This is a genomic window from Geodermatophilus sp. SYSU D01105, assembly GCF_054050095.1.
Genome location: NZ_JBJGYR010000015.1, coordinates 17,701 through 40,040, shown reverse-complemented (window position 1 = coordinate 40,040; position 22,340 = coordinate 17,701). Strand labels below are relative to the sequence as shown.

17 protein-coding genes and 1 pseudogene are annotated in these 22,340 nt (G+C 76.5%); 7 read left to right on the top strand and 11 right to left on the bottom strand.

Annotation, left to right across the window (positions count from 1 at the left end; translation table 11 throughout):
- Positions 1–33: 33 nt before the first annotated feature.
- A complete protein-coding gene (locus ACI79I_RS15315) occupies positions 34–714 on the bottom strand; it encodes a class I SAM-dependent methyltransferase (protein ID WP_456993170.1) in 681 nt (226 codons plus the stop codon).
- 56 nt (positions 715–770) lie between these two features.
- Positions 771–1,946, bottom strand: a complete 1,176-nt coding sequence (locus tag ACI79I_RS15310) for a cysteine--tRNA ligase (RefSeq protein ID WP_456993169.1) — start codon at positions 1,944–1,946, stop codon at positions 771–773.
- A 76-nt stretch (positions 1,947–2,022) separates the two neighbouring features.
- Here ACI79I_RS15310 and pdxY point away from each other — a divergent pair, with 76 nt between their 5' ends.
- The 3 genes from pdxY to ACI79I_RS15295 are packed head-to-tail and all read left to right on the top strand — an operon-like array spanning position 2,023 to position 5,297.
- Positions 2,023–2,874 carry a pyridoxal kinase PdxY gene (gene pdxY, locus ACI79I_RS15305; RefSeq protein ID WP_456993168.1) on the top strand — a complete coding sequence of 284 codons (852 nt, stop codon included), beginning with the start codon at positions 2,023–2,025 and terminating at the stop codon, positions 2,872–2,874.
- A 14-nt stretch (positions 2,875–2,888) separates the two neighbouring features.
- Entirely contained in the window at positions 2,889–3,833 is a 945-nt protein-coding gene (locus ACI79I_RS15300; RefSeq protein ID WP_456993167.1) for an alpha/beta fold hydrolase, read from the top strand.
- A gap of 9 nt (positions 3,834–3,842) precedes the next feature.
- Positions 3,843–5,297, top strand: a complete 1,455-nt coding sequence (locus tag ACI79I_RS15295) for an amino acid permease (RefSeq protein ID WP_456993166.1) — start codon at positions 3,843–3,845, stop codon at positions 5,295–5,297.
- On the opposite strand, the gene ACI79I_RS15290 is transcribed toward ACI79I_RS15295, so the two are convergent.
- From ACI79I_RS15290 to ACI79I_RS15270, 5 genes are all read right to left on the bottom strand, one after another.
- Positions 5,287–6,234: a quinone oxidoreductase family protein gene (locus ACI79I_RS15290; RefSeq protein ID WP_456993165.1), complete on the bottom strand. Its 948-nt coding sequence runs from the start codon at positions 6,232–6,234 to the stop codon at positions 5,287–5,289. The genes ACI79I_RS15295 and ACI79I_RS15290 overlap by 11 nt on opposite strands.
- 81 nt (positions 6,235–6,315) lie before the next feature.
- Positions 6,316–7,740, bottom strand: coding sequence for an NADP-dependent succinic semialdehyde dehydrogenase (locus ACI79I_RS15285; protein ID WP_456993164.1), 1,425 nt, complete (start codon positions 7,738–7,740; stop codon positions 6,316–6,318).
- 44 nt (positions 7,741–7,784) lie between these two features.
- The gene (locus ACI79I_RS15280; RefSeq protein ID WP_456948068.1) at positions 7,785–7,961 is read right to left on the bottom strand and encodes a hypothetical protein; all 177 of its coding nucleotides are present in this window, start codon (positions 7,959–7,961) and stop codon (positions 7,785–7,787) included.
- On the bottom strand, positions 7,958–9,040 hold the full coding sequence (locus ACI79I_RS15275) for a glycosyltransferase (protein ID WP_456993163.1): 1,083 nt from the start codon (positions 9,038–9,040) through the stop codon (positions 7,958–7,960). Before ACI79I_RS15275 ends, ACI79I_RS15280 begins: the two co-directional genes overlap by 4 nt.
- A complete protein-coding gene (locus tag ACI79I_RS15270; RefSeq protein ID WP_456993162.1) occupies positions 9,037–10,119 on the bottom strand; it encodes a glycosyltransferase family 9 protein in 1,083 nt (360 codons plus the stop codon). The genes ACI79I_RS15275 and ACI79I_RS15270 overlap by 4 nt, the downstream gene beginning before the upstream one ends.
- Before the next feature lie 72 nt (positions 10,120–10,191).
- Here ACI79I_RS15270 and ACI79I_RS15265 point away from each other — a divergent pair, with 72 nt between their 5' ends.
- The 4 genes from ACI79I_RS15265 to ACI79I_RS15250 all read left to right on the top strand — a co-directional run bounded on the left by ACI79I_RS15265 (position 10,192) and on the right by ACI79I_RS15250 (position 18,128).
- Positions 10,192–11,445: a glycosyltransferase family 4 protein gene (locus ACI79I_RS15265; RefSeq protein WP_456993161.1), complete on the top strand. Its 1,254-nt coding sequence runs from the start codon at positions 10,192–10,194 to the stop codon at positions 11,443–11,445.
- Positions 11,442–13,280, top strand: coding sequence for a glycosyltransferase (locus ACI79I_RS15260; protein ID WP_456993160.1), 1,839 nt, complete (start codon positions 11,442–11,444; stop codon positions 13,278–13,280). The genes ACI79I_RS15265 and ACI79I_RS15260 overlap by 4 nt, the downstream gene beginning before the upstream one ends.
- A 300-nt stretch (positions 13,281–13,580) precedes the next feature.
- Positions 13,581–14,123: a hypothetical protein gene (locus ACI79I_RS15255; protein ID WP_456993159.1), complete on the top strand. Its 543-nt coding sequence runs from the start codon at positions 13,581–13,583 to the stop codon at positions 14,121–14,123.
- 39 nt (positions 14,124–14,162) lie between these two features.
- On the top strand, positions 14,163–18,128 hold the full coding sequence (locus ACI79I_RS15250) for an nSTAND1 domain-containing NTPase (protein ID WP_456993158.1): 3,966 nt from the start codon (positions 14,163–14,165) through the stop codon (positions 18,126–18,128).
- Between the two features lie 100 nt (positions 18,129–18,228).
- Here the strand turns inward: ACI79I_RS15250 and ACI79I_RS15245 are convergent.
- The 4 genes and pseudogenes from ACI79I_RS15245 to ACI79I_RS15230 form a co-directional block, all read right to left on the bottom strand.
- Positions 18,229–19,222, bottom strand: a pseudogene (locus ACI79I_RS15245) (IS481 family transposase).
- Positions 19,223–19,349: 127 nt separating this feature from the next.
- Positions 19,350–19,862: a hypothetical protein gene (locus tag ACI79I_RS15240; protein ID WP_456993157.1), complete on the bottom strand. Its 513-nt coding sequence runs from the start codon at positions 19,860–19,862 to the stop codon at positions 19,350–19,352.
- A 100-nt stretch (positions 19,863–19,962) separates the two neighbouring features.
- The gene (locus tag ACI79I_RS15235) at positions 19,963–21,180 is read right to left on the bottom strand and encodes a glycosyltransferase family 4 protein (RefSeq protein ID WP_456993156.1); all 1,218 of its coding nucleotides are present in this window, start codon (positions 21,178–21,180) and stop codon (positions 19,963–19,965) included.
- 5 nt (positions 21,181–21,185) lie between these two features.
- Entirely contained in the window at positions 21,186–22,295 is a 1,110-nt protein-coding gene (locus tag ACI79I_RS15230; RefSeq protein WP_456993155.1) for a zinc-dependent alcohol dehydrogenase, read from the bottom strand.
- Positions 22,296–22,340: the final 45 nt, after the last annotated feature.

The following is a 22,340-nucleotide window of genomic DNA, read 5'->3' as shown; positions in this document are numbered from 1 at the left end:
GATCGCCAGAGACACCGGGCCGGAGGTCCCGGGTCACCCGCCGGACGACCCGTCCCCGCGGCGGCACGGGTCACCGGCGGACGGCGGTCCCCAGCACCTGCGGAGCCGTGGGCACCGGACCCGCGAGTCCGGGAAGCGGAAGCGCTCCACCCGCTCGACGGTGAACCCGGCGGCCTCGATGGCTGCGAGGGTGTCCCGGCCCGCGTGACACCCGCCGCCGATGCGGGGCCAGATCGTCCGGTCGAGGGCAGCCTGCACCCGGGCGAGGGCGCCGCCGTCGGCCCGGACGTGCTCCCAGAAGTGCAGCCGCCCGCCGGGCCGGAGGACCCGGCGGATCTCCCGCAACGCGCCGGCCTGGTCGGGGACGCTCCACAGCACCAGCGAGACGACGGCCGCGTCGAACGTCCCGTCCCCCGCCGGGAGCCGTTCGGCGACGCCGTCCACCACCGTCACCCGTACGCGGGCGTGCCGCGCGGCCTCCTCCGCCCGTGCGCGCAGGTAGCTCTCCGGCTCGACGGCCACCACCTCGGTGACCGCCGCGGGGAGGTGCGCGACGTTCGCCCCGGTCCCGGCGCCCACCTCGACCACCCGGCCGGAGACGTCCGCGAGCAACCGCTGCCGGTACTCCCCCGCACCGGAGCGCTCCATGCCCTCGGCCAGGCGGGCGTAGAGCCGGGCGAACACGGGGTGGGACACCCCGTCGGAGGAGCGCATGCGGTCCAGGGCACCAGGGCGACGGGCCGCTGTCCACGTCCGGCGGCCCGGACCGGTCAGCCGAGGGAGAGGACGCGCACCAGCAGCCGCGCGGCGTCGCCGCCGTCGGCCAGCGCGACGTCCAGGGCGCCCGGGACGTCGAGGTCGTCGAGCAGCCGGTCGGTGACCGCACCGGCGGCGGACGGCGAGGACGACGGCCGACCGGCGGCCGAGTAGAGCGCGTCGAGCCGCTCCGAGGCCCGCTCCACCAGTTCGGGCCGGTACTCCCACGGCTGCGACCACGGCCGGTCGAGCACCAGCAGGCGCAGCGCCGGGCCGCCGGCGACCCGCAGCAGGTCGGCGACCAGGGCGAGGTTGCCCGTGGACTTGGCCATCTTGGCGCCGTCCTGGGCGACCGCCCCGACGTGCACCTGCGCCCGTGCGAACGGGCCGACGCCGGAGGCTGCCTCGGCCATGGCCGTCTGGTAGCCGTGGTGCGGGAAGGCGAGGTCCGCGCCGCCGACGAGGACGTCGACCCCGTGCCCGAGGGTCGCCGTCGCCATGGCCGCGCACTCGGCGTGCCAGCCCGGCCGCCCCCAGCCCCACGGGCTGGGCCACGCGGGGTCCCGGTCGCCGGAGGGCCGCCACACCGGCACGTCGAACGGATCGTCGCGGAGCGGGTCGTCGGGTCCGTCGCCGAACTCCGCCGCCAGCTGCCGGGCCCGGCCGACGTCCAGCCCGGAGCGCGCGACGACGTCCCCGGCGCGGAAGTAGACGTGCCCCTCGCGCACGTAGGCCCGGTCGTTCCGGAGCAGCGCCGCGGCCAGCTGCTGGACGTGCGAGACGTGGTGCCGGGCCCGCGGCGCGGCCGTCGGCGGCCGGACGCCGAGGGCGCGCATGTCCTGCTCGAAGGCGAACTCCTGGCTGAGCGCGAACTCGTCGTAGTGGCGGCCGCGGGCGTCGGCGGCCCGGGTGAGGACGTCGTCGACGTCGGTCACGTTGCGGCTGGTGCGGACCTCGGCGCCGGCCAGCCGCAGCACCGCCCCCAGGACGTCGGCCCACACGAACGTCGCCGCGTGCCCGAGGTGCGTGACGTCGTAGGGGGTGATGCCGCAGACGTAGACGCGGGCGGGGCTGACGACCGGCAGCGGGCGCCCGGCCAGCCGCAGGTCGCCGGTGCGGACGTCGACCGGCTCGCCGACCCGGCCGGCGGCGCCGACGACCCCGGAGGTGCTCAGTGGAGGCAGTGCCATGCCGCCATCCTGCCCGGCCCGCCCTCCCGGGGACCGCAGCAGCCTGGGCGGACGGCGCTGTGCGACCGTTCTGCCCATGGTCGCCGTCCTCTCCATCCAGTCGCACGTCGCCTACGGGCACGTGGGCAACTCCTCGGCGGTGTTCCCGCTGCAGCGCCTCGGCATCGAGGTGTGGCCGGTGCACACCGTGCAGTTCTCCAACCACACCGGCTACGGCGAGTGGCGCGGGCGGGTCTTCGACGGCCCGGCCATCGAGGAGGTCGTGCAGGGCATCTCCGAGCGGGGCGTGCTCGGCAGCTGCGACGCGGTCCTCTCCGGGTACCTGGGCTCGGCCGACATCGGCCACGCGGTCGTGCAGACCGTCGCCCGGGTGCGGGCGGCCAACCCGCAGGCGGTGTACTGCTGCGACCCGGTGATCGGCGACGTCGGCCGCGGCGTGTTCGTCCGGCCCGGCATCCCGGAGTTCATGCGCGAGGTCGCGGTGCCCGCCGCCGACGTGGTCACGCCCAACCACTTCGAGCTCGACTCGCTGTCGGGCCGGACCACGCGGACGCTCGCCGAGGTCACCGACGCGGTCGCCGCCGTCCAGGCCCTGGGCCCCCGGGTGGTGCTGACGACGTCCCTGGTCACCGACGACACCCCGGCGGACTCGGTCGACCTGCTCGCCTCCGAGGGCGGCCGGCACTTCCGGGTCCGGACGCCGCGCCTCGACGTGTCGGTCAACGGCGCGGGGGACGCGATCGCGGCGCTGTTCCTCGCCCACTGGCTGGCCAGCCGCGACGCCGGCACCGCCCTGGGTGCGGCCGCCGCCTCGGTGTACGGGCTGCTCAAGCGGACCGAGGACGCCGGGTCCCGGGAGATCCTGCTGGTCGCCGCGCAGGAGGAGTTCGTGGCACCCTCCCGCACGTTCGACGTCGTCGAGGTCTGAGCCCGGGAGCCGCCGTGGACGCCCAGCCCGTCCCCTGGCCGCCGGGAGCCCGGTCGGCGACCGTGACCCTGGGCGGCGACCGCGTGCGGCTGCTGGACCTCGGCGGCCCCCCGGACGCGCCGGTCCTGCTCTGCGTGCACGGCCTGGGCGCCTCGGCGCTGACCTTCGGCCTGGTCGGCCCGCTCCTCGCCGCCGGCCAGCACCGGGTGCTGGCCGTGGACCTCCTCGGCCACGGCGCCTCGTCGGCCGGCGCCGACGCGGCCGCGGGCAACCAGCGGCTGATCGGCCGCGTCGTGGAGACGGTGGTCGGGGCGCCCGTGGTCCTCGTCGGTCAGTCGATGGGCGGGGTCCTGGCCATCCAGCACGCCGCGGGCGCCCCGGAGACGGTGCGGCGGCTGGTGCTCGTCGGCCCGCCGGTCCCCCGGCCCACCCGGCTGCCGGTCGACCCGGTCCTCGCCGCGCGCCGCGCGTTCCTCCGGCTGCCCCCGGTCGAGCGGGCGGTCGCGGCGAAGCTGCGCCGGATGACGCCTGAGGCGGCCGTCGAGGCCCAGATCCGGCAGGCCACGCCGCACGCCGACCGCATCCCGGCCGAGGTGGTGGCGGTGATGGTGGCCGAGACCCGCGAGCGGGCCGCCCGGCCGGACGCCGCCGCGGCGCAGCGGGCGCAGTGGCGGGCGATCACCGACACGATGGCGGTGCTGATGCGACCGCGCCGGTTCCGCGCGACGGTCGACGCCGTTGCCGCCCCCACGCTGTACCTGCAGGGCGAGGACGACCCGCTCGCCCCGGTGGCGTCCGCCCGGGCGCTCGCGGCGACCCGGCCGGACTGGCAGGTGCAGGTGCTCCCCGGGGTCGGCCACGTCCCCCACGTGGAGGACCCGCGGGGCACGGCCGACCGGGTCCTGCGGTGGCTGGCCGAGCCGGCCGCCCAGCAGGCGGGAGCCGCCGACCGCGCCTAGCGTGACCCGGTGCGACTGTTCCGTACCAAGCCGGTCGAGATGCTGGGGGACGACGAGTCCGAGCACGTCGGGCACCTGCGGCGGCACCTGAGCGCCCGGCACCTGGTCGGCTTCGGCATCGGCGTCGTGATCGGCACCGGCATCTTCACCCTCACCGGGGTCGAGGCCCGCGACACAGCGGGGCCGGCCGTGGTGGTCTCCTTCGCCCTCGCCGGCGTCGTCGCCCTGCTCGCCGCCCTCTGCTACGCGGAGCTGGCCGCCTCGGCGCCGACCGCCGGCAGCGCCTACTCCTACGCCTACGCCACCGCCGGCGAACTGGTCGCCTGGGTCATCGGCTGGGACCTGTTCCTCGAGTTCGCCCTCGGTGCGGCGGTGGTGGCGCGCGGCTGGTCGGGCTACGTGGGCAACCTGCTCGACCTCCCGCCGTCGCTGTTCGGCGAGGAGTCGACGGTCAACGTCGGAGCGGCGCTCATCGTCGTCGTCCTCACGGTCGTGGCAGCGCTGGGCATCCGGGAGTCCGCCCGCGTCACCGGCGCGCTGGTGGTCGTCAAGGTCGCCGTCTGCGTCTTCGTGATCGTCGCCGGGGCCTGGTTCGTCCGCGGCGCCAACCTCACCCCCTTCGTCCCCGCCGCCCAGCCGGCCGAGGAGTCCGGCGGCCTGGCCCGCCCGGTGATCCAGGCGATCGCCGGCATCGACCCGGTCGCGTTCGGCGTCGGCGGGGTGCTCACCGCCGCCGCGGTGGTCTTCTTCGCCTACACCGGCTTCGAGGCGGTGGCCAACATGTCGGAGGAGACCCGCCGGCCCGGCCGCGACCTGCCGCTCGGCCTGCTCGGCACCCTCGGGCTGTCGACGGCCCTCTACATCGGCGTCTCGCTGGTCGTCGTCGGCATGGTCCGGTACGACCGGCTCGACCGCGGCGCCCCCATCGCCGACGCCTTCGACCAGGTCGGCCTCGGGTGGGCGGCGGCGCTGATCGCGCTCGCCGCGGTCGCCGGGCTGACCTCGGTGATCCTGGTCGACCTGATCACGGTCAGCCGGATCGGCTTCGCCATGGGCCGCGACGGGCTGCTGCCGCCGGTCGTGGCTCGGGTCAGCCCGCGCACCGGGACGCCGGTCCGGGTCACCCTCACCTTCGCCGCCCTCGTCCTGGTCATGGCGACGTTCGTGCCGCTGGGCACGCTGGCCGACCTGGTCAGCATCGGCACCCTGTTCGCGTTCCTGCTGGTGTCGGTCGCGGTCGTCGTGCTGCGGTACACGCGCCCGGACATGGCCCGGCCCTTCCGGGTGCCGCTGTCCCCGGTGCTGCCCGCCGTCTCGGCGCTGGCCTGCCTGTACCTGATGCTCAACCTGAGCATCGAGACCTGGCTGCGCTTCCTCGCCTGGTTGGTCCTCGGCCTGCTCGTCTACGCCGTCTACGGCTACCGGCACTCGCGGATCGGTGCCCGCACCGGCGTCAGGGGATGAGGACGAGCTTGCCGTGGGTGTGCCCGGCGAGCCCCTCCCGGTGCGCCGCGGCGACGTCGTCCAGCGGGAAGGTGCCGGCGACGACGACCTCGAGCCGGCCGGTCCAGGCGAGCTCGGCCAGCTCGGTCCGGGCGGCATCGCGCAGCGCCGTCCCCGGGTCGCCGCCCGGACCACTGCCCAGCACGCGCACCCCCTCGGCCGCGCCGCGGGCGAAGGCGGCGATGGTGGCGATCCGCTGCCGGTCGGCCACCAGCTCCAGGGAGACGTCGACGGCCTCGTCGGTGCCGACGGTGTCCACGGCCGCGGTCACCCCGCCGGGCGCCAGCTCCCGGACGCGGTCGGCGAGCCCGGCGCCGTAGCGGACCGGCTCGGCGCCGAGCCGGCGCACCAGGTCCGCGCTGCCCCCGCCGACCGTGCCGAGGACGCGGGCCCCGCGCAGGGCGGCCAGCTGGACGGCCATGAGCCCGACGCCACCGGCGGCCCCGTGGACCAGCACGGTGTCGTCGGCACCGACGCCGGTGGCGGTCAGGGCGTGCACCGCGGTGGCCCCGGCGAGCATCAGCCCGGCGGCCTGCTCCCAGCCCAGCGACGGCGGCTTGGGCACCAGCGCCGAGGCGGGCGCGACGAGCTCGGCGGCGTAGGCACCGCTGAGCCGGAACCCGATGACCTCGTCGCCCACCGCGACCGGACCGGCCGGGCCGACGGCATCCGGCCCGGCCGCGGTCACCACCCCGGCCGCCTCGGAACCCAGCCGCCGCGGCAGCCGGGCCGGGTCGGCGCCGAAGGCGCCGCCGTAGGACTTCCAGTCCGCGGGGTTCACCCCCGCCGCGCGGACGGCGATCCGCGCCTCGCCCGCGCCGGGCTCGCCGACCGGCTCGTCGACGACGGTGAGCACCTCGGGTCCGCCGTAGCGGGGAGCCAGGACGACACGGGTCACGCCCGACCGCAACCCGGCCGCGGGGCAGGCTGTTCCGGGACCCCGCCGGGGGCCCGGCTGTCCGGGCCCCCGGGCGGGGCCTCACTCGGAGGCGGCCGCCCCGGTGTCGCCCTCGCCCTGCTGGCGGCCCGGCGGGCCGATCCACACGGTCTTGGCGTTGGTGAACTCGAACATGCCGACCTCGGTGAGCTCGCGGCCGTAGCCGCTCTGCTTGACCCCGCCGAAGGGCAGCTCCGGATAGCTGGTCACCATGCCGTTGACGAACGCCATGCCCGACTGCACGTCGCGGATGAACCGCAGCCGCTCGCCCTGGTCCTCGCTCCAGAGGTTGGCGCCCAGCCCGTAGACGTGGTCGTTGGCGAGCGCCAGCGCCTCGTCCAGGTCGGCGACGGTGTGCAGCGCCGCGACCGGGCCGAAGACCTCCTCGGACCAGATCGACATCTCCGGCGTCACGTCGGTCACCAGGGTCGGCTCGTAGAACCAGCCCGGCCGGTCCACCCGCTTGCCGCCGACGACGACGGTGGCGCCCTTGTCGACGGCGTCCTGCACGTAGCGCTCGACGTCCTCGCGGCCGGACTCGGTGGCCAGCGGGCCCACCTTGGTGCCCTCCTCCATCGGGTCGCCCACCGTCAGGTCCGCCAGCTTCTCGGCGAACAGGCGGGTGAACTCCTCGGCGACGTCGCGGTGGACGAAGAACCGCTTGGCCGCGATGCAGCTCTGCCCGTTGTTCTGGCAGCGCGCGGTCACCGCGACCTCGGCCGCCTTGTCCAGGTCGGCGGAGGGCATGACGATGAACGGGTCGCTGCCGCCGAGCTCGAGCACCGTCTTCTTGATGACCTCCCCGGCGACCCGCGCGACCGCCTCCCCCGCGGCGTTGCTGCCGGTCAGCGTCGCGGCGACCACCCGGTCGTCGCGCAGCACCCGCTCGACCGTGCCCGACCCGATGAGCAGGGTCTGGAAGACGTCGGCGGGGAAGCCGGCCTTGCGGAACAGCTCCTCCAGGTAGAGGGCCGTCTGCGGCACGTTGCTGGCGTGCTTGAGCAGGCCGACGTTGCCGGCCATGAGCGCCGGTGCGGCGAAGCGCATCGCCTGCCACATCGGGAAGTTCCACGGCATGATCGCCAGCACCACGCCCAGCGGCTGGTGGACGACGTAGGCCTCGGTGGCCCCGACCTTCTCGGCGTCGGCCGGCCTCGGCTGCAGGAACTCCTCCCCGTGCTCGGCGTAGTAGCGCAGCACCTTGACGCACTTGGTGGCCTCGGCCTTGGCCGAGGCCAGGGTCTTGCCCATCTCGGTGGTCATGAGCTCGGCGACCAGGTCGACGTCGCCCTCCAGGACGTCGGCCGCCGACCGCAGCCAGCCGGCCCGCTGCTGGGCGGAGGTCAGCCGGTAGTCGGCGAACGCGGCCGCGGCACGGGCGAGCTTGTCCTCGAGCGCCTCCTCGGAGAGCGGCTCGTAGGTCTTGAGCGTCTCGCCGGTCGCCGGGTTGATCGTGGCGATGGCCATGGGGTCCTCCCTGGGTGCTCGGTCTCGGCGTCCCGTCGCGGACGTCAGGTCTTGCTCTTGCCCTGGGCGCTGGAGTGCTCGTGCCGGTCGTCGCCCTTCGCCACGTGGCGCATCTGCTTGGAGGCGCCGGTGGTCGCCCCCGCCTCACTGGGCGACATCCCCTGCTTCTTGGCCTCCCGGGCGGCGGCCTGCTGCTCCTGCTGGTTCGGCTTCTTGCTCATGGCTCCCCGGTTCCCCGTCCCGGGCGGGCGCACACGCCCGCGAGCAGGTCGAGGGTGCGCCGCGCCATCCGGCCGGCGTCGAACGCCGCGACCGCCCGCCGCCGGGCACGGGCGCCCAGGTCGGCCCGGCGCGCGGGGTCGGTGAGCAGCGCGGCCAGCGCGGCGGCGAGCGCGGCGGGGTCCTCCGGCGGGACGACGACGGCGTCGGAGCCGACCGCGACGGCGACGTCCCCGACGTCGGTGGCCACGCACGGCAGGCCCTCCGCCATCGCCTCGAGCAGCGCCAGCGGCAGCGCCTCCCGGCGGGAAGGGAGGCAGAACACGTCCAGGCCGGCGAGGAAGCCGCGGACGTCGGTCACGAAGCCGGGGAAGGTGACCCGCAGGTCCGCGGCCGCGGCCTGCAGCGCCGCGCCGTCCCGGCCCTCTCCCCCGACGACCACCTCCAGCGGCACGCCGTCGGCGCGCAACCGCGCGACGGCCGCCAGCAGGACGTCGAAGCCCTTCTGCGCGGTGAGCCGGCCGAGGGCACCGACCCGCGGGACCGGCCGGCCCGCCGGACCCGCCGGGTCGTCGGGGACGTCGATCCCGTTGGGGACGACGTGCACCCGGTCGGCCGCCAGGTGCAGGTCGGCGAGCAGCTGGTCCCGCGCCCCCGACGCCGGGGTGAGCACCGCCGCCAGGCGGCCGTGGAGACCGGCCAGGTGCGCCCGCCGCTCGCCGTCCCCGGTGTCCCCCGGCAGGTGCAGGACCGCGGCGGTCGGCGCGACGGCGAGGGCGGCGGCGACCGCGGCGGCGTTGGAGCCGGGGTCGACCAGGTTCACCAGGACGACGTCGGGCCGCTGGGTGGCCAGCGCCGCGCGCACCGCGGGTGCCGCGCCGGTGTGCCGGGCCAGCGGGACGACGGTGAGCCGGTCCGGGGGCAGGCAGCCGGCGAACCGGTCCGCCACCGGCTCGGCCACCACGAGGGACGCGGTCCAGCCCAGGCCGCCGGCCCGCCGCAGCAGGTGGGTCAGGTAGACCTCGGCGCCGCCCCAGGCGTCGGAGTCGCAGACCAGGGAGATCCGCCGGGGGCCGCTCACGGGGCGGCCGGGGACAGCAGGTCGCGGGCGGCGGCGAGCACGTCGCGGGGCCGCACCGAGGCGGCGCAGCGGAAGTCGATCGGGCAGACCAGGTGCGGGCACGGCGCGCACGGCACGTCGGCGACCACCGCCCTGTGCCGCGGCCCGCGGTGCGCCCAGCGCACGGGGTCGCCGGGCAGGAACACGGTGACGCTGCGCGCCCCGACGGCGGCGGCCAGGTGGGCGGACCCGGTGTCGTTGCCGACCAGCAGGGCGCTGTCACGCAGCAGCGCGGCCAGCCCGCCGAGGCTGGTGGCGCCGGTGAGGTCCACCGCCGGCGCCCGCATCGCCGCGACCACCGCGGCACCGACCTCCCGCTCGGCCGGACCGCCGGTCACCACGACGGCCACGCCGTCGGCGGCCAGCGCGTCCCCGACCTCGGCGTAGCGCTCGACGGGCCAGCGGCGGGTCGGGGACGAGGCGCCCGGGTGCAGGACGACGTACCGGCCGGGCACCAGCCCGGCGGCCGCGCGCGTGGCCGTGGCCTCGGCCTCGTCGTCGGCGGTGACCGGGAAGGTCATCTCCGGCGCCCCGCCCGCGGGCAGGCCCAGGTGCTCGACCAGCCGCAGGTGCCGCTCGGCCTCGTGCAGCTCGACGGGATAGCGCAGGTGCAGTGCCTCGGTGCCCGGCGGCGGGGACCAGCCGGTGGGGGCGAACCCACCCACGAGCCGGGCCCCGAGGGCCGCCGTCACCCGGTTGGCCGCCGGCCGGTCGCCGTACGCCTGCAGGGCGAGGTCGAAGCGCCGCAGGGCGGCCTCGGCCAGGAACGGCGCCCAGCCGTCGGGGTCCGGCACGCGCCCGGGCGGGCGGTCCGGGACGCCGTCGACGCCGGGGAAGGGCAGCAGCTCGTCGACCGCCTCGCCCATCCGCGCCACGACCGGGGCCATCTCCGGCCAGGTCACCAGGGTGACCTCCAGGTCGGGGCGGGCGGCGCGCAGCCGGCGCAGCGCGGGCAGCGAGCACAGCAGGTCGCCCAGGCCCACCCGCAGCCGCACGAGCGCCACGCGGCGCACCGCGGGGTCGGCGAGGGGGGCGCTCACCTGTCCCTCCTTCCCGTCGGCGCCGCGGTCGTAACTCTGCTTCACTGCGGGTCCGCGCAGATGGGAGGCCAGGTGGGCAGCACCTCCGCTCCGCTCCGGGACCTGCACGTGCTCCGGCTGTGCAGCGTCTTCGAGCCGCCGCCCGCCGTCCGCAGCGCCGGGACGGGGAGCGTGCCCGGGGAACTCGAGCACCGGACAGCCCGCTACGACCCGATCGGCGGCATGCAGAACCACACCGCCACGCTGACCCGCTGCCTCGACGGGCAGGGCGCCGTCCAGACGGTGGTCACCTCCCGGCTGGCCGGCCCGCGCGGCACCACCCCGCTGGGCCGCGCGGCGCGGGTCCACCGCACCGGTCTGCCGATCCCCCTGCTGCGCCAGCTCTGGGCGCTCGGCGCGCTGCCCGCGGCGCTGCGGCGGGCCCCGGTCGACGTGGTGCACGCCCACCAAGGCGAGGACCTCGCCACCCTGCCGCTGGCCCTGCTGGCCGCCCGGCGGCACCGCTGCCCCCTCGTGGTCACCGTGCACTGCAGCGTCGGGCACACCGTGCTCGGCCGGTCCGCCCGCGCCCGGCTGCTGCGGGCCCTCGGCGGACGGGTCGAGCGGGCTGCCCTGCGGCGGGCCGACGCGGTCGTCGTCCTGACCGGGCGGACGGCGGCCGCGCTGCGGGACGACGGGATCCCGGCCGACCGGGTCGCCACCATCCCCTCCGGGTTCGACCCGGCCCTGTTCGCCTCCGCACACGCCGACGTCCTGCCGGCCGTCGGGCGGCCCCGGATCGGCTACGTGGGGCGGCTGGCGCCGCAGAAGCGGGCCGACCTGCTCGTGACCGCCTTCGGGCGGATGCGCGAGGACGCGTCGCTGGTCGTGGTCGGCGACGGACCGGACGCCGCCGAGGTCCGCCGCCTGGCCGCGGCCGGTCCCCGCGCGGACCGGATCACGCTCACCGGCTTCGTCGAGCACTCGGCGGTGCCGGCGGTGCTCGGCTCGCTCGACGTCCTGGTCCTCCCGTCGGCCTACGAGGAGATGGGGTCGGTGCTGACCGAGGCGATGGCCAGCGGGCTGCCGGTGGTGGCCAGCGACGTCGGCGGCATCCCGGAGGTGGTCACCGACGGCGAGTCCGGCCTGCTCGTGCCGCCCGGGGACGTCGCCGCCCTGGCCGCGGCGCTCGACCGGCTGGCCGCCGACCCCGGGCTGCGTGCCCGCCTGTCGGCCGGTGCGCGCGCCCGCGCCGCCGACTACGCCTGGCCGCGGCTGGCCGGGCGCGTGGCTGAGGTCTACGCGCGGGTCCGGGGGCAGGTGCCCGCGGCCCGGGAGGTCGTGTGACCGAGTCCGCGAGGTCACCCGGCGAGCGCAGCAGCGGTGCGGCCGTCGCCGTCCTGGTGCCGGTGCACGACCAGGCGGCGTTCCTGCCCCGCGCCCTGGACGGCCTGCTCGCCCAGCGGCACGGCGACTGGTCGGCGGTGGTGCTCGACGACGGCTCGCCCGACCCCGACGCGGTCCGGGCGGTGATGGACGCCGTCGGCGACCGGCGGCTGCGGCTGCTGCGCCGGCCGGACAACCGCGGTCTCGGCGCGACTCTCAACACCGGGCTCGACGTCGCGGACGCGCCGGTCGTCGCCTACCTGCCCGCCGACGACGTCTGGGCCCCCGACCACCTGGCGGCGCTGCTGGCCTGCCTGGCCGACCCGGGGATCGTGCTCGCCCGCAGCAGGCTGACCGAGCCGCCGGGCACCGGCTACGAGCAGCTCGTGCAGGTCGCGCACCGGCGCACCGCCGACCGCTGGACCGAGCGCGCCGAGCTGGAGACCGACGACCTCGGCCGGCTGATGTGGGACCGGCTGCGGGCCCGCGGCGCCACGGCGGACACCGGCCGGGTCACCTGCGCGTGGACGCGCCACCCCGGTCAGCGGTCGGCGGCGATCCGCGAGTCCCGGGACGGCGGGGTGAACGTGTTCCGCAGCCGCTACCGGGTGGCCACCCCGCTGCGCTTCGCCTCCACCGACGGCGGCGCGGTCGACGAGGTCGCGCGCTACGCCCGGTTCCGGGACCGGGCGTACCCGCCGTCCCCCGACGGGCTGTCGGTGCTGCTGGTCGGCGAGCTCGCGTTCAACCCCGAGCGGGTGCTGGCCCTCGCCGAGCGCGGCCACCGGCTGACCGGGCTCTGGACGACCGACGGGCTCGGGGACGCGACGGTGGGGCCGCTGCCCTTCGGCGGCGTGCCCGACCTCGACCGGGACCGGTGGCCCGAGGAGGTGCGCGCGCTCGCGCCGGACGTGGTGTGGGCCCAGCTGAACTGGCGGGCGGTCCCCTTCGCGCACGCGGTGCGGCAGGCCTTCCCCGAGCTGCCCTTCGTCTGGACGTTCAAGGAGGCCCCGCAGCGCAGCACCGTGCGCGGCGAGTGGCCGCTGCTGGCCGACCTGGTCGCGAGCGCCGACGCCTGCCTGCTGGCCACCGAGGAGGAGCGGGACTGGTTCGCCGCGGCGCTGCGCGGCCGGGTCGACCCGGCACGGCTCGGCGTCCTCGACGGCGACCTGCCCAAGCGGGACTGGCTCGACGCGCCGCTGTCCCCGAAGCTCTCCGATCGGGACGGGCAGCCGCACACCGTCGTCGTGGGCCGGCCGTCCGGGTTCGACCTGGAGTGGGTGCTGGAGCTGGCCCGGCGCGGCGTGCACACCCACCTGTACGGCCAGGTCCGTGCGCCCGGGCCGAAGGGCGCGTGGGCCGGCTGGCTGGACCGGGCGCGGGCCGCCGCGCCGGAGCACGTGCACCTGCACCCCGCGGTCGGCCCCGAGGACTGGGTGCGGGAGCTGTCCCGGTACGACGCCGGCTGGCTGCACCGGTTCCCCAGCGCCAACGGCGGCGACCTGCGGCTGGCCACCTGGGACGACCTCAACTCCCCCGCCCGCCTGCCGGTCTGCCTGGCGGCCGGGCTGCCGCTGCTCCAGCAGGCCAACCCCGGCTCCCTGGTCTCCGTGGAGCGGGTGCTGCGCCAGGAGGGGACCGGCCTGTTCTACCGGTCGGCCGACGACGTCGCCGGGGTGCTGGCCGGGGAGCTCGCGGACCGGCGGGGTGGGACGGCGGCCCTGGCGGTGCGCGAGCGGCACACCTTCGACGCGCACGCCGACCGGCTGGTGGGGATCTTCCGCGCCCTGGCGTAGGACCGCTGGACCGTGCCCCGGTGCGGTCGCGGGGACGGCCGGCCGTTCGCCGGGGCAGCCCGGGATCCGGGCTGCGCCGTGAGGCTGTGGTGACGGAGCCGTGACGGCCACCTCCTACGGTTGCCCCACGCCCGCGGGCGCACGCGAGGCAGCCGCCACGGCGGGATCGACGGTGACCGTGGGCGCAGACGCTCCCCGTGCGCGGAGGCCGGGAGGTGCGAGACGGGACCCAGCCCGAGGCCGCGACCGTGTCTCCCCTCGGCGTCCCCCGGGAGAGCCCGCAGTGAGAGGAGCGGTGTGATGGCCCACAGACAGCGGTCCACCCCCGGACGCAGGTCCCGCCTCGTCGGACTCGGTCTCGTCGCGGCTCTCGTCTGGCCGGTCGTCGTCGCGGATGCGGCCCTCGCCATCCACAACAGGTCGAGGGCGTTCTCGATCGTCGATCCCGGACGTCCGGTCCCCGGTGCGACCGACTCCTTCACCTGCCGGTTGATCGAGTTCGAGGAGGCCGGCACACCGGATGCCGACTACGACTGCGCCGACCCGGCCGCGGGTTTCAGCGCGCGGCTCACCGGGTCGGCGACCGGCGCCGCGGAACCCCTCCTCGCCGCGAGCTCCACCGCCGACCAGGAGAGGACCAGGGTGCGGAGTCCCGCCGAGTTCACCTGCGACCACACGGGCGGCACGAGCAGGCTCCCGAGGGACTTCGCCTGCGAGGACGACAGGGGGCGGGAGTTCACGCTCCAGGACTTCGCGTACGTGAACCCCGTGGTCGACGGGACGGTGCAGTCGGCGGTGGAGTACGCGCTCCCCTGCCGGCCCTGCGTCGCCATCCAGGAGTGACCTGCCGCCCCGGACCGGGACGGGTGGCGCGACGATCGGATGACCGCGCTCTTCCTGAGCCACAGCAGCCGCGACCGGGCCGCGGTCGAGCAGCTGTGCGAGCGGTTGCGCGCCGACGGCGTCTCCGGGCTGTTCCTGGACTTCGACCCTGCCGACGGGATCCCGGCCGGACGCAACTGGGAACAGGAGCTGTACGCCCGGTTGCGGCGGACCGACGCGGTCGTCTTCCTGGCGAGTGAGAGCTCGGTCGCGTCCTCGTGGTGCTTCGCCGAGCTCACACTCGCCCGGTCGCTCGGCAAGCCGGTCTTCCCGGTCCGCCTCCCCGGCGGGCCCCGGCTGCCGCTGCTCCGGGACGTGCAGTGGGTCGACTGGGACGACGGGGGCTACGCCGCGCTGCTCCAGGGACTGCGGCGGGCCGGGCTCGATCCCTCGGCCTCCTTCGCGTGGGACCCGATGCGGCGGCCGTTCCCCGGCCTGGAGCCCTTCAGCGCCGAGGACGCGGCGGTGTTCTTCGGTCGCGACCGCGAGGTGGCCCGCCTCACGGAGTTGCTCCAACCGACCCTGCAACACGGCCCGGGCCGGTTCATCGGCATCGTCGGGCCGTCCGGGAGCGGCAAGTCCTCCCTGCTGCGAGCCGGGCTGCTGCCCCGGTTGGAGCGGCTCCCCACCCGGTGGGTGGTGGTCCCACCCCTGCGGCCCGGCCGGCAGCCGACACGGAACCTGGCCCGGAGCCTGGAGGCGGCCTTCACCGCTCGGGGTCGCTCCCGCGCACCGGACGAGGTGGAGGCGTGCCTGCGTCGCGGGCCCGCCTGTCTGCGGGAGCTCACCGTGGACCTGGCCGGCGGGTCCGGCGACGACCCGGTGGCGGTGCTCGTGGTGGTCGACCAGGCCGAGGAACTGGTCACCCGGAGCGGAGCGCGTGAGCAGCAGGCCTTCCTGAGCCTGCTCGAGGGTGCCCGGGGTGAGGACAGCCCGCTGTGGGTCGTGGCCACGGTGCGGTCGGAGTTCCTGTCGACCGCGCCGGACCGGGCGGGCCTGGCCGACGCCATGGACGACTCCCTGGTGGTGGAGCCGCTGAGTCGGTCGCGACTGCCGGAGGTGATCGAGCGGCCTGCTGAGCGGGCGGGCATCGAGTTCAGCCCGGGGCTGGTCCAGCGCATGGTCGAGGAGACCTCGGGCGGCGATGCCCTCCCCTTGCTGGCCTACACCCTCAGCGAGCTGTACCAGGGGATGGACGCGAGCACCCGACGGGTGACGATCGAGGACTACGAGGCCCTGGGCGGTGTGGTGGGCGCTCTGCGCAACCGCGCCGACCGCCTGGCCGACGAGCTGGACCGCCGTGGCAGGGGCGGGCTGGTGCTGCCGACGCTGCTCAGGCTGGCGAACGTCGAGGGCGAGTCCGAGCCGTCCCGACGGCACGTACGCCGCAGCGCGTTCACCCGGGATGAGCAGATGGTCGTCGACGGCTTCGTCGACGCCCGGCTGCTGACCACCGACGAGGACTGGGTGGAGGTGGCGCACGAGGCGTTGCTGAGGCAGTGGCCACCGCTGCGGGAGGCCATCGAGGACGCCCGCTCGTGGCTGCGCCTGCGCTCCGAGCTCGAACGGCTGACCGCCGACTGGGAGCACGCCCGACGTGACGAGTCCTTCCTGGTCCACGGCACCCGGCTGGCCGCCTTCGACCGGTGGGCGGCGCAGCACCCGGACGACGTGGGTCCCGCCGAACGGCAGTTCCTGGACGCCAGCCGTGCGCTCGCCTCGGCCGAACTGGCTGCCGCCCGACGGTCCAACCGCCGTCTTCGTTCCCTCTCGGGCGTGCTGGCGGTCCTGCTGGTCGTCGCGCTGGCCGCCGGTGCGGTCGCCTGGGTGGCCAACCAGCAGGCCCAGGCGAAGAACCGGCTGGCCCTGTCGCGCCAGGTGGCTGCCCAGTCGAACAGACTGGTCGACAGTCAGCCGGACACGGCGATCCTCGCCGGCCTGCAGAGCATGAGCCTCGCGCGGGACCAGGGCCCGGAGCCCCCCGAGGGGCTGGTCACCGGCCTCGCCCGGACCACGCACGCGTCGAGGACCCTCACCGGCCCCGGCGACCAGGTCCACCACGTCGCGGTCAGCCGTGCCGGCGGGCTGGTCGCCGCCGCCGGCGCCGACGGGGCGGTGCACCTGTGGGACCTCGCGACGGGCTCGCTGTCCGGCGGTCCCCTGCTCGGGCACGACGGCCGCGTGCTGGCCGTGGACTTCAGCCCCGACGGTCGTCTGCTGGCGTCCGCCGGTGAAGACGGGACGGTCCGGCTCTGGGACGTCGCCGAGGAGCGGCAGCGCGGCGAACCGCTGCTGGGGCACGCCGACATGGTGTGGGGAGTCGCGTTCAGCCCCGACGGTGCTCTGCTGGGGTCGGCCGGTGCGGACGGGACGGTGCGGCTCTGGGACGTCGTGGACGGGCAGCAGCGCGGCGACCCCCTGGTGGGGCACACGGACGTGGCGTATGACGTGGCCTTCGGTCCGGACGGCCGTCTCCTGGTGTCCGTGGGCGCCGACACCACGGTCCGGTTCTGGGACGTCGCCACCGGGCGCCCCGACGGCGCTCCGCTCGGTGGGCACGCCGACGCGGTCCAGGGCGTCGCGTTCAGCCCGGACGGTCGCCGGGTGGCCACGGCGAGCTGGGACCGGACCGTCCGGTTGTGGGACCCCGTGTCCCGCGAGCCGGTGGGTCCTCCGCTGGACGGCTACGAGCAACCAGTCCGGGACGTGGCCTTCAGCCCGGACGGCACCGTGCTGGCGACGGCTGACGCCGACGACGCGCTGCGGCTGCGGAGCGTGGACACGGGCCGGCCACTCGGACCGGACCTCCGGGGACACACCGACGAGGTCGAGGGCGTCGCCTTCTCCGCGGACGGGCGGACCGTCGCCAGCGCCAGTTGGGACCGCACCGTCCGGCTGTGGGACGTGGCCCCGACCGTCACGGTCAGCCATCCGCTCGTCGGCCACACCGAGGCCGTCCACGACGTGGCCGTCAGCCCGGACGGTCGCCGGCTCGCCACGGCCGGCGCGGACGCGACCGTCCGGCTGTGGGACGCCGCTTCGGGCCGGCCGCTCGAGGTCCCCGAGCTGGCCCACCCCGCGGCCGTCAACGGTGTCGCGTTCGGACGGCATCCCCGGTTCCTCGCGACCGCCGGTGCGGACGGTCTGGTCCGGCTCTGGGACGCCGAGACCGGTCGGCAGACGGGCGCCCTGGAGGGACACGCGGGAGAGGTGACCGCGGTGGACGTCAGCCAGGACGGTGGGCGCCTGGTCTCGGCCGGTGCCGACACCACGGTGCGGGTGTGGGACGTGGTATCCGGACGACAGGTCGTGGAGCTCACCGGGCACGCCGCGGAGGTCTACGGTGTGGCACTCGACCGGGACGGCTCGACGGTCGCCTCGGCCGGCAACGACGGAACGGTCCGGCTGTGGGACGTGGCGAGCGGCCGGCAGGACGGCCCGGCGCTCAGGGACCACTCGACGACGGTGTGGGGCGTCGCGTTCAGCCCGGACGGGTCCGAGCTGGCCTCGGCCAGCGCCGACGGCACCGTGCTGCGCTGGGACGTGGCATCCCACCGCCGGCTCGGCGAGCCGCTGCTCGGCGCGACCGGCGAGGTCTACGACGTGGCGTTCAGCCCGCACGGCGACGTCATCGCCGCATCGACCGGTGACCCGTCGATCCGGGTCTGGGCGTCGGCCGACGGCACGCCCCGGCCCCCTGTGCTCACCGGCCACACCGACCAGGTCCTCGCCGTGGCGTTCAGTCCCGACGGCCGTTCACTCGCCAGCGCGAGTCTCGACGGTACGGCGCGGCTGTGGAACTGGCAGTTCTCCTCGTGGCGCAGCGCGGGGTGCTCGCTGCTCAACCGGAACATGTCGATCGAGGAGTGGGACCAGGTCCTCCCCGGACTCCCCTACGAGCGGACCTGCCCGGAGCTCCCGGCCGGCCCGGGCGCCCCGGCGGGTGCGCCGGCCGCCCGCTACTAGCAGCTCCGCCTGGGCTCAGGGCTCGTCGAGACCACGAACCGGGCGAGGTCCGACCACGGTTGCCTGCCGACGCCCGGTCCCGGGTTCCGTGGGATCCGTGCTAGGTGTACTGCCCGGAGAGGTTGCTCAAGCGGGTGATCGGCGGGTGGCATCCGATCGCGGTGTGGGGCCGGTGATGGTTGTACTCGTGCAGCCAGGCCGGCAGGGCCTTTCGGCGGGCTGACTCGCTGAGGAACATGCGGGCGAAGGCCCAGCCCTCGGCCATGGTGCGGTGGAAGCGTTCGATCTTGCCGTTGGTCTGGGGCCGGTAGGGCCGGGTCCGCTTGGGCTTGATCCCGAGCTCGGCGCAGGCGTCGCGCCAGGCGTGGGCGCGGTAGGCCGAGCCGTTGTCCGACAGCACCCGCTGCACCGTGACGCCGCGGGCGGCGAACCAGGCCACCGCCCGGCGCAGCACGCCGATGGCGGTGGCGGCGGTCTCGTCGTCGTGGATCTCGGCGTAGGCGACCCGGCTGTGATCGTCGAGCACGGTGTGCACGAACGCCGTGCCCAGCTTCGGATCGTGCACAGCCGTGCGCGGTTTGCCCGGAGTGGCGGCCCGGCTGCGCTTGCCCTGGGCCCGGCCGACGTAGCGCCAGCCGCCGCCGTCGGGGATGTTGCCCAGCTTCTTGACGTCGACGTGCAGCAGCGCGCCGGGGGTGTCGTGCTCGTAGCGCCGGATCGGTTCCCCGGTCGCGCGGTCGACGTAGGGAGAGCCGGTTGATCCGGCAGCGGACCAGCACCGCGTGCACCGTGGAGGGCGCCAGGCCGAGCCGGTCGGCGATCGCGACCGGGCCCAGCCGCTGCTTCCAGCGCAGGTGCACGATCCGCCGCACCACCGGTGCCGGCGTGCGCCGCGGGCAGCGGTGCGGCCGGGAGCTGCGGTCGGCCATCGCCGTCGGCCCGCCGGTCCGGTAGCGGCCGGCCCACTTCTTGGCCGTGGGCCAGGAGACGTTGAACACCGCCGCGGCGTAGGCGATCGGCCAGCCGTCGTCGACGATCGCCCGGGCGAGCCTGAGACGGTGGCGCGGAGTCAGGGCGGCATTAGCGTGGGCCACGAGGACCTCCGGGTCGTGTGAGTGGTCGCCTTCAGCAGCTCCACTCCACGTCCGGAGGTCCTCCCCGAACAAGATCAGTCCGATCGTGTCGTCACACGCCCTCGACCAACGTCTCTGGTCAGTACAGCTAGGACGACGCCCCGGTCGGGGTCTCCTCGGCGGTGCCCCGGGGCTCGCCGTCGGGACGGCCGACTCCCTCGCCGTCGGGCTCGACCACCTCGCCGTCGGGCCGCGCGGGCACCACGCCGTCGGCACGCGGGGGCTCCCCGTCGGTGCGCCGCCGCCGCCCGGGGAGCGCGGCCAGCCGGCGCGCGAACCGACCGTCGAGGTGGAGCAGGTGCCCGTCGAGGCGCGGGAGGTGCGGGTGCGGCAGCCGTTCCACGATGCGGGCCGGCAGGTGCACGTGCGGCAGGTGCAGGTGCGGCACGTGGGGGTGCGGCAGGTGCCGCACGGCGCCGGGCGCCCGCTGCGCCAGCAGGGCGGCCGCCCGGGCCCGCAGCGACGCCTCCTCCCGGGCCCGGATCGCCGCCTGGGCCGCCCGGTGGTGCGCCTCCCAGCGGGCGGTGTTGCTCCTCGCCAGCGCGATGACCAGTCCGGTCGCCGCGAGGAAGCCGAGCACGCTCACGAACGCCCACTCCATGACGGCCCCTCTCCTGGAGCCGCCGCGCAGCCCGGGAACCCGGCGTCCGCGGCGTCGAGCGCAGGATCCCGCTCCGGCGCTTGTGGAACAAGTCCGTCCGTCACGGCGTGCCCACGACACGCCGGTAGACGCGCCGCAGGGCGGTCACGTGCGCCGCCGGGTCGTGCCGTTCGCGGACTCGCGACCAGCCCGCCCGGCCCATGGCGGCGGCCTCGGCGGGGTGCGTCACCAGCCGGGTGAGCGCGCCGGCCAGGGCGCCGGCGTCGCCGGGCGGGACGAGCAGGCCGGTGCGGCCGTCGTCGACCAGCTCGGGGATGCCGCCGATGGCCGAGGCGACCACCGGCACGCCGTGCGCCGCGGCCTCCAGGACCGCCATCGGGCAGTTCTCCTCCCACAGCGCCGGGAGGACGGCGGCCGTCGACGCCGCCAGGTGCGCACGGACCCCCTCCGGCGGCTGCGGTCCCAGCACGTCGACCGGCAGCCCCTCGGCGTCCACCCGCGCCCGCACCTGCCGCTCCATCCGGCCCGAGCCGAGCAGCCGCAGCCGGACGCCGGCCGGCAGCCGCGCGGCGGCGTCCAGCAGCACGTCGACGCCCTTCTCGGCGACCAGCCGGGAGGCGTAGAGCACCACCGGGGGTCCGTCGGGAACGGGGCGCGGCGCGGGCGCGGCGACCACCGGGTTGGGCAGCACCCCGACCCGCGCGGCCGGCAGCCCGCCGGCCACGACCCGGTCGCGCAGGTGCCGGCTGGGCGCGATCAGGGCGTCGACCCGCCCGTACAACCCCCGAGCACGGGAGGCGTGGGCGTCGACGGCCGCGGCGACCGACCGCCAGCGGGAACCCTCCAGGCAGCGGTGCCGCACCACCTCGACGTACCGCCCCGACAGGCACCGCGTGCATGGTGCGCCCTCGGTGAACAACCGGTAGTTCGGGCACACCGGCTTGTAGTCGTGCAGCGTCATGACCGTGGGCACGCCCCGGCGGCGCAGCGCGTCGAGCACCGAGACGGTGAGCCGCTCGAAGACGTGGTGGACGTGGGCGACGTCGGGGCGGACCGCGTCCACCACCCGCGTCAGAGCCCGGTACGCGCGCGGCGACCAGGTGCCGGCCCACGCCTCGCCGAAGCGGGTGCGGGCCCCGCTGCCCGCCGCGGCCGGGAGCAGGTCGCGCACCGGGGTGGGCAGGGTCGCCGCCTCGGCGACGGCGAAGGGCACCACCTCGTGCCCGGCGGCCCGCAGCAGGTCCGCGGTGAGCGCCAGCACCGTCTCGGCACCGCCGGGGCCCGGCGTCCAGTGGTTGCCGACCAGCAGGACCCGCACGTCGATCAGGGGGCGTCGAAGCGCAGCACCGCCTGCAACGGTGGGGCGGCCAGCCGGCGGCCGGCCAGGTCGGCCAGCAGCGCCGGCCCCTCCTCGAACGGCAGGACGTCGGTGACCAGGCAGCCGCGGACCTCCTCCCCCCGGGCCCGCAGCAGGTCGAGGGTGACCTCGGCCAGCCTGGTGCGCGGCCACGCGTCGGCCATGCCACGGGGCACCCGGGAGATCTGGGCGCAGACGACGGAGAGGCCGTTGTGGTGGAACTCCTCGCCGAGCCGCACCGCCTCCGCCCCGGCCTGGTAGAAGCCCAGGTCGACGACGACGCCCTGTGGCCGCAGCGCCTTGAGCGCGGTGGCCAGCGCCGCGTCGTGGCCGCGGCACTGCAGCGCGACGTCGGCGCCGGCGTCCCCGGGGCCGTGCCGCCACCGCTGCTTGACCGCCCGCCAGGCCGACGCGTCGGCGTCGTCCACCGTGGCCAGGCCCAGGGCCTCGGCGACCGCCCGGCGGGCCGGCGACGGCTCGGCGACCACGACGTCCGCGGCCCCGTGCCGGACGGCGAGCAGCGCCGACAGCAGGCCGATCACCCCGGCCCCGGTGACCAGCACGTGCCCGTCACGCACGCCGGCGTCGACGTCCGCACCGGGCCCGGCGAGCGCCGCGGCCGCGTGCAGCAGACCGTTGACGCAGATCGGCCCCATCTGGGCGAGGTACACGCCGAGGACCGGGTCGAGGTCGCCGGGCACCGGCACGACCGTCGTCGTGGCCGGGTCGACACAGCGGCCGGTGCGGTGCCCGTAGGCCATCGCCACCAGCGCCCCCTCGGCGAGGGCGGGCGTCCGGCTCTCGGTGACCCGCCCGACCTCCATGTAGCCGAGTGAGCGGACCGGGTAGGGCGCGGCCGGGCCGCCGTCGTCGAACGAGCGGGTGTCGGGGTCCCAGTGCAGCAGGTGGTGCGGGTCGGTGCCACGGACGATCGCCACCTCGGTGCCGGCGCTCACCCCGCTCCACTCCGTGTGCACCCACACCTGGCCGGGACCGGGCTCGGGCTCGGTGTCGTCCAGGATCGCCGGCTGCCCGGGCGCGACCACGCCGATGGACCGGATCGGGCGGCTGCTCACAACGCTCTCCGGTTCGCTCCCGCCCGGCGCAGCCGGTCGATCACC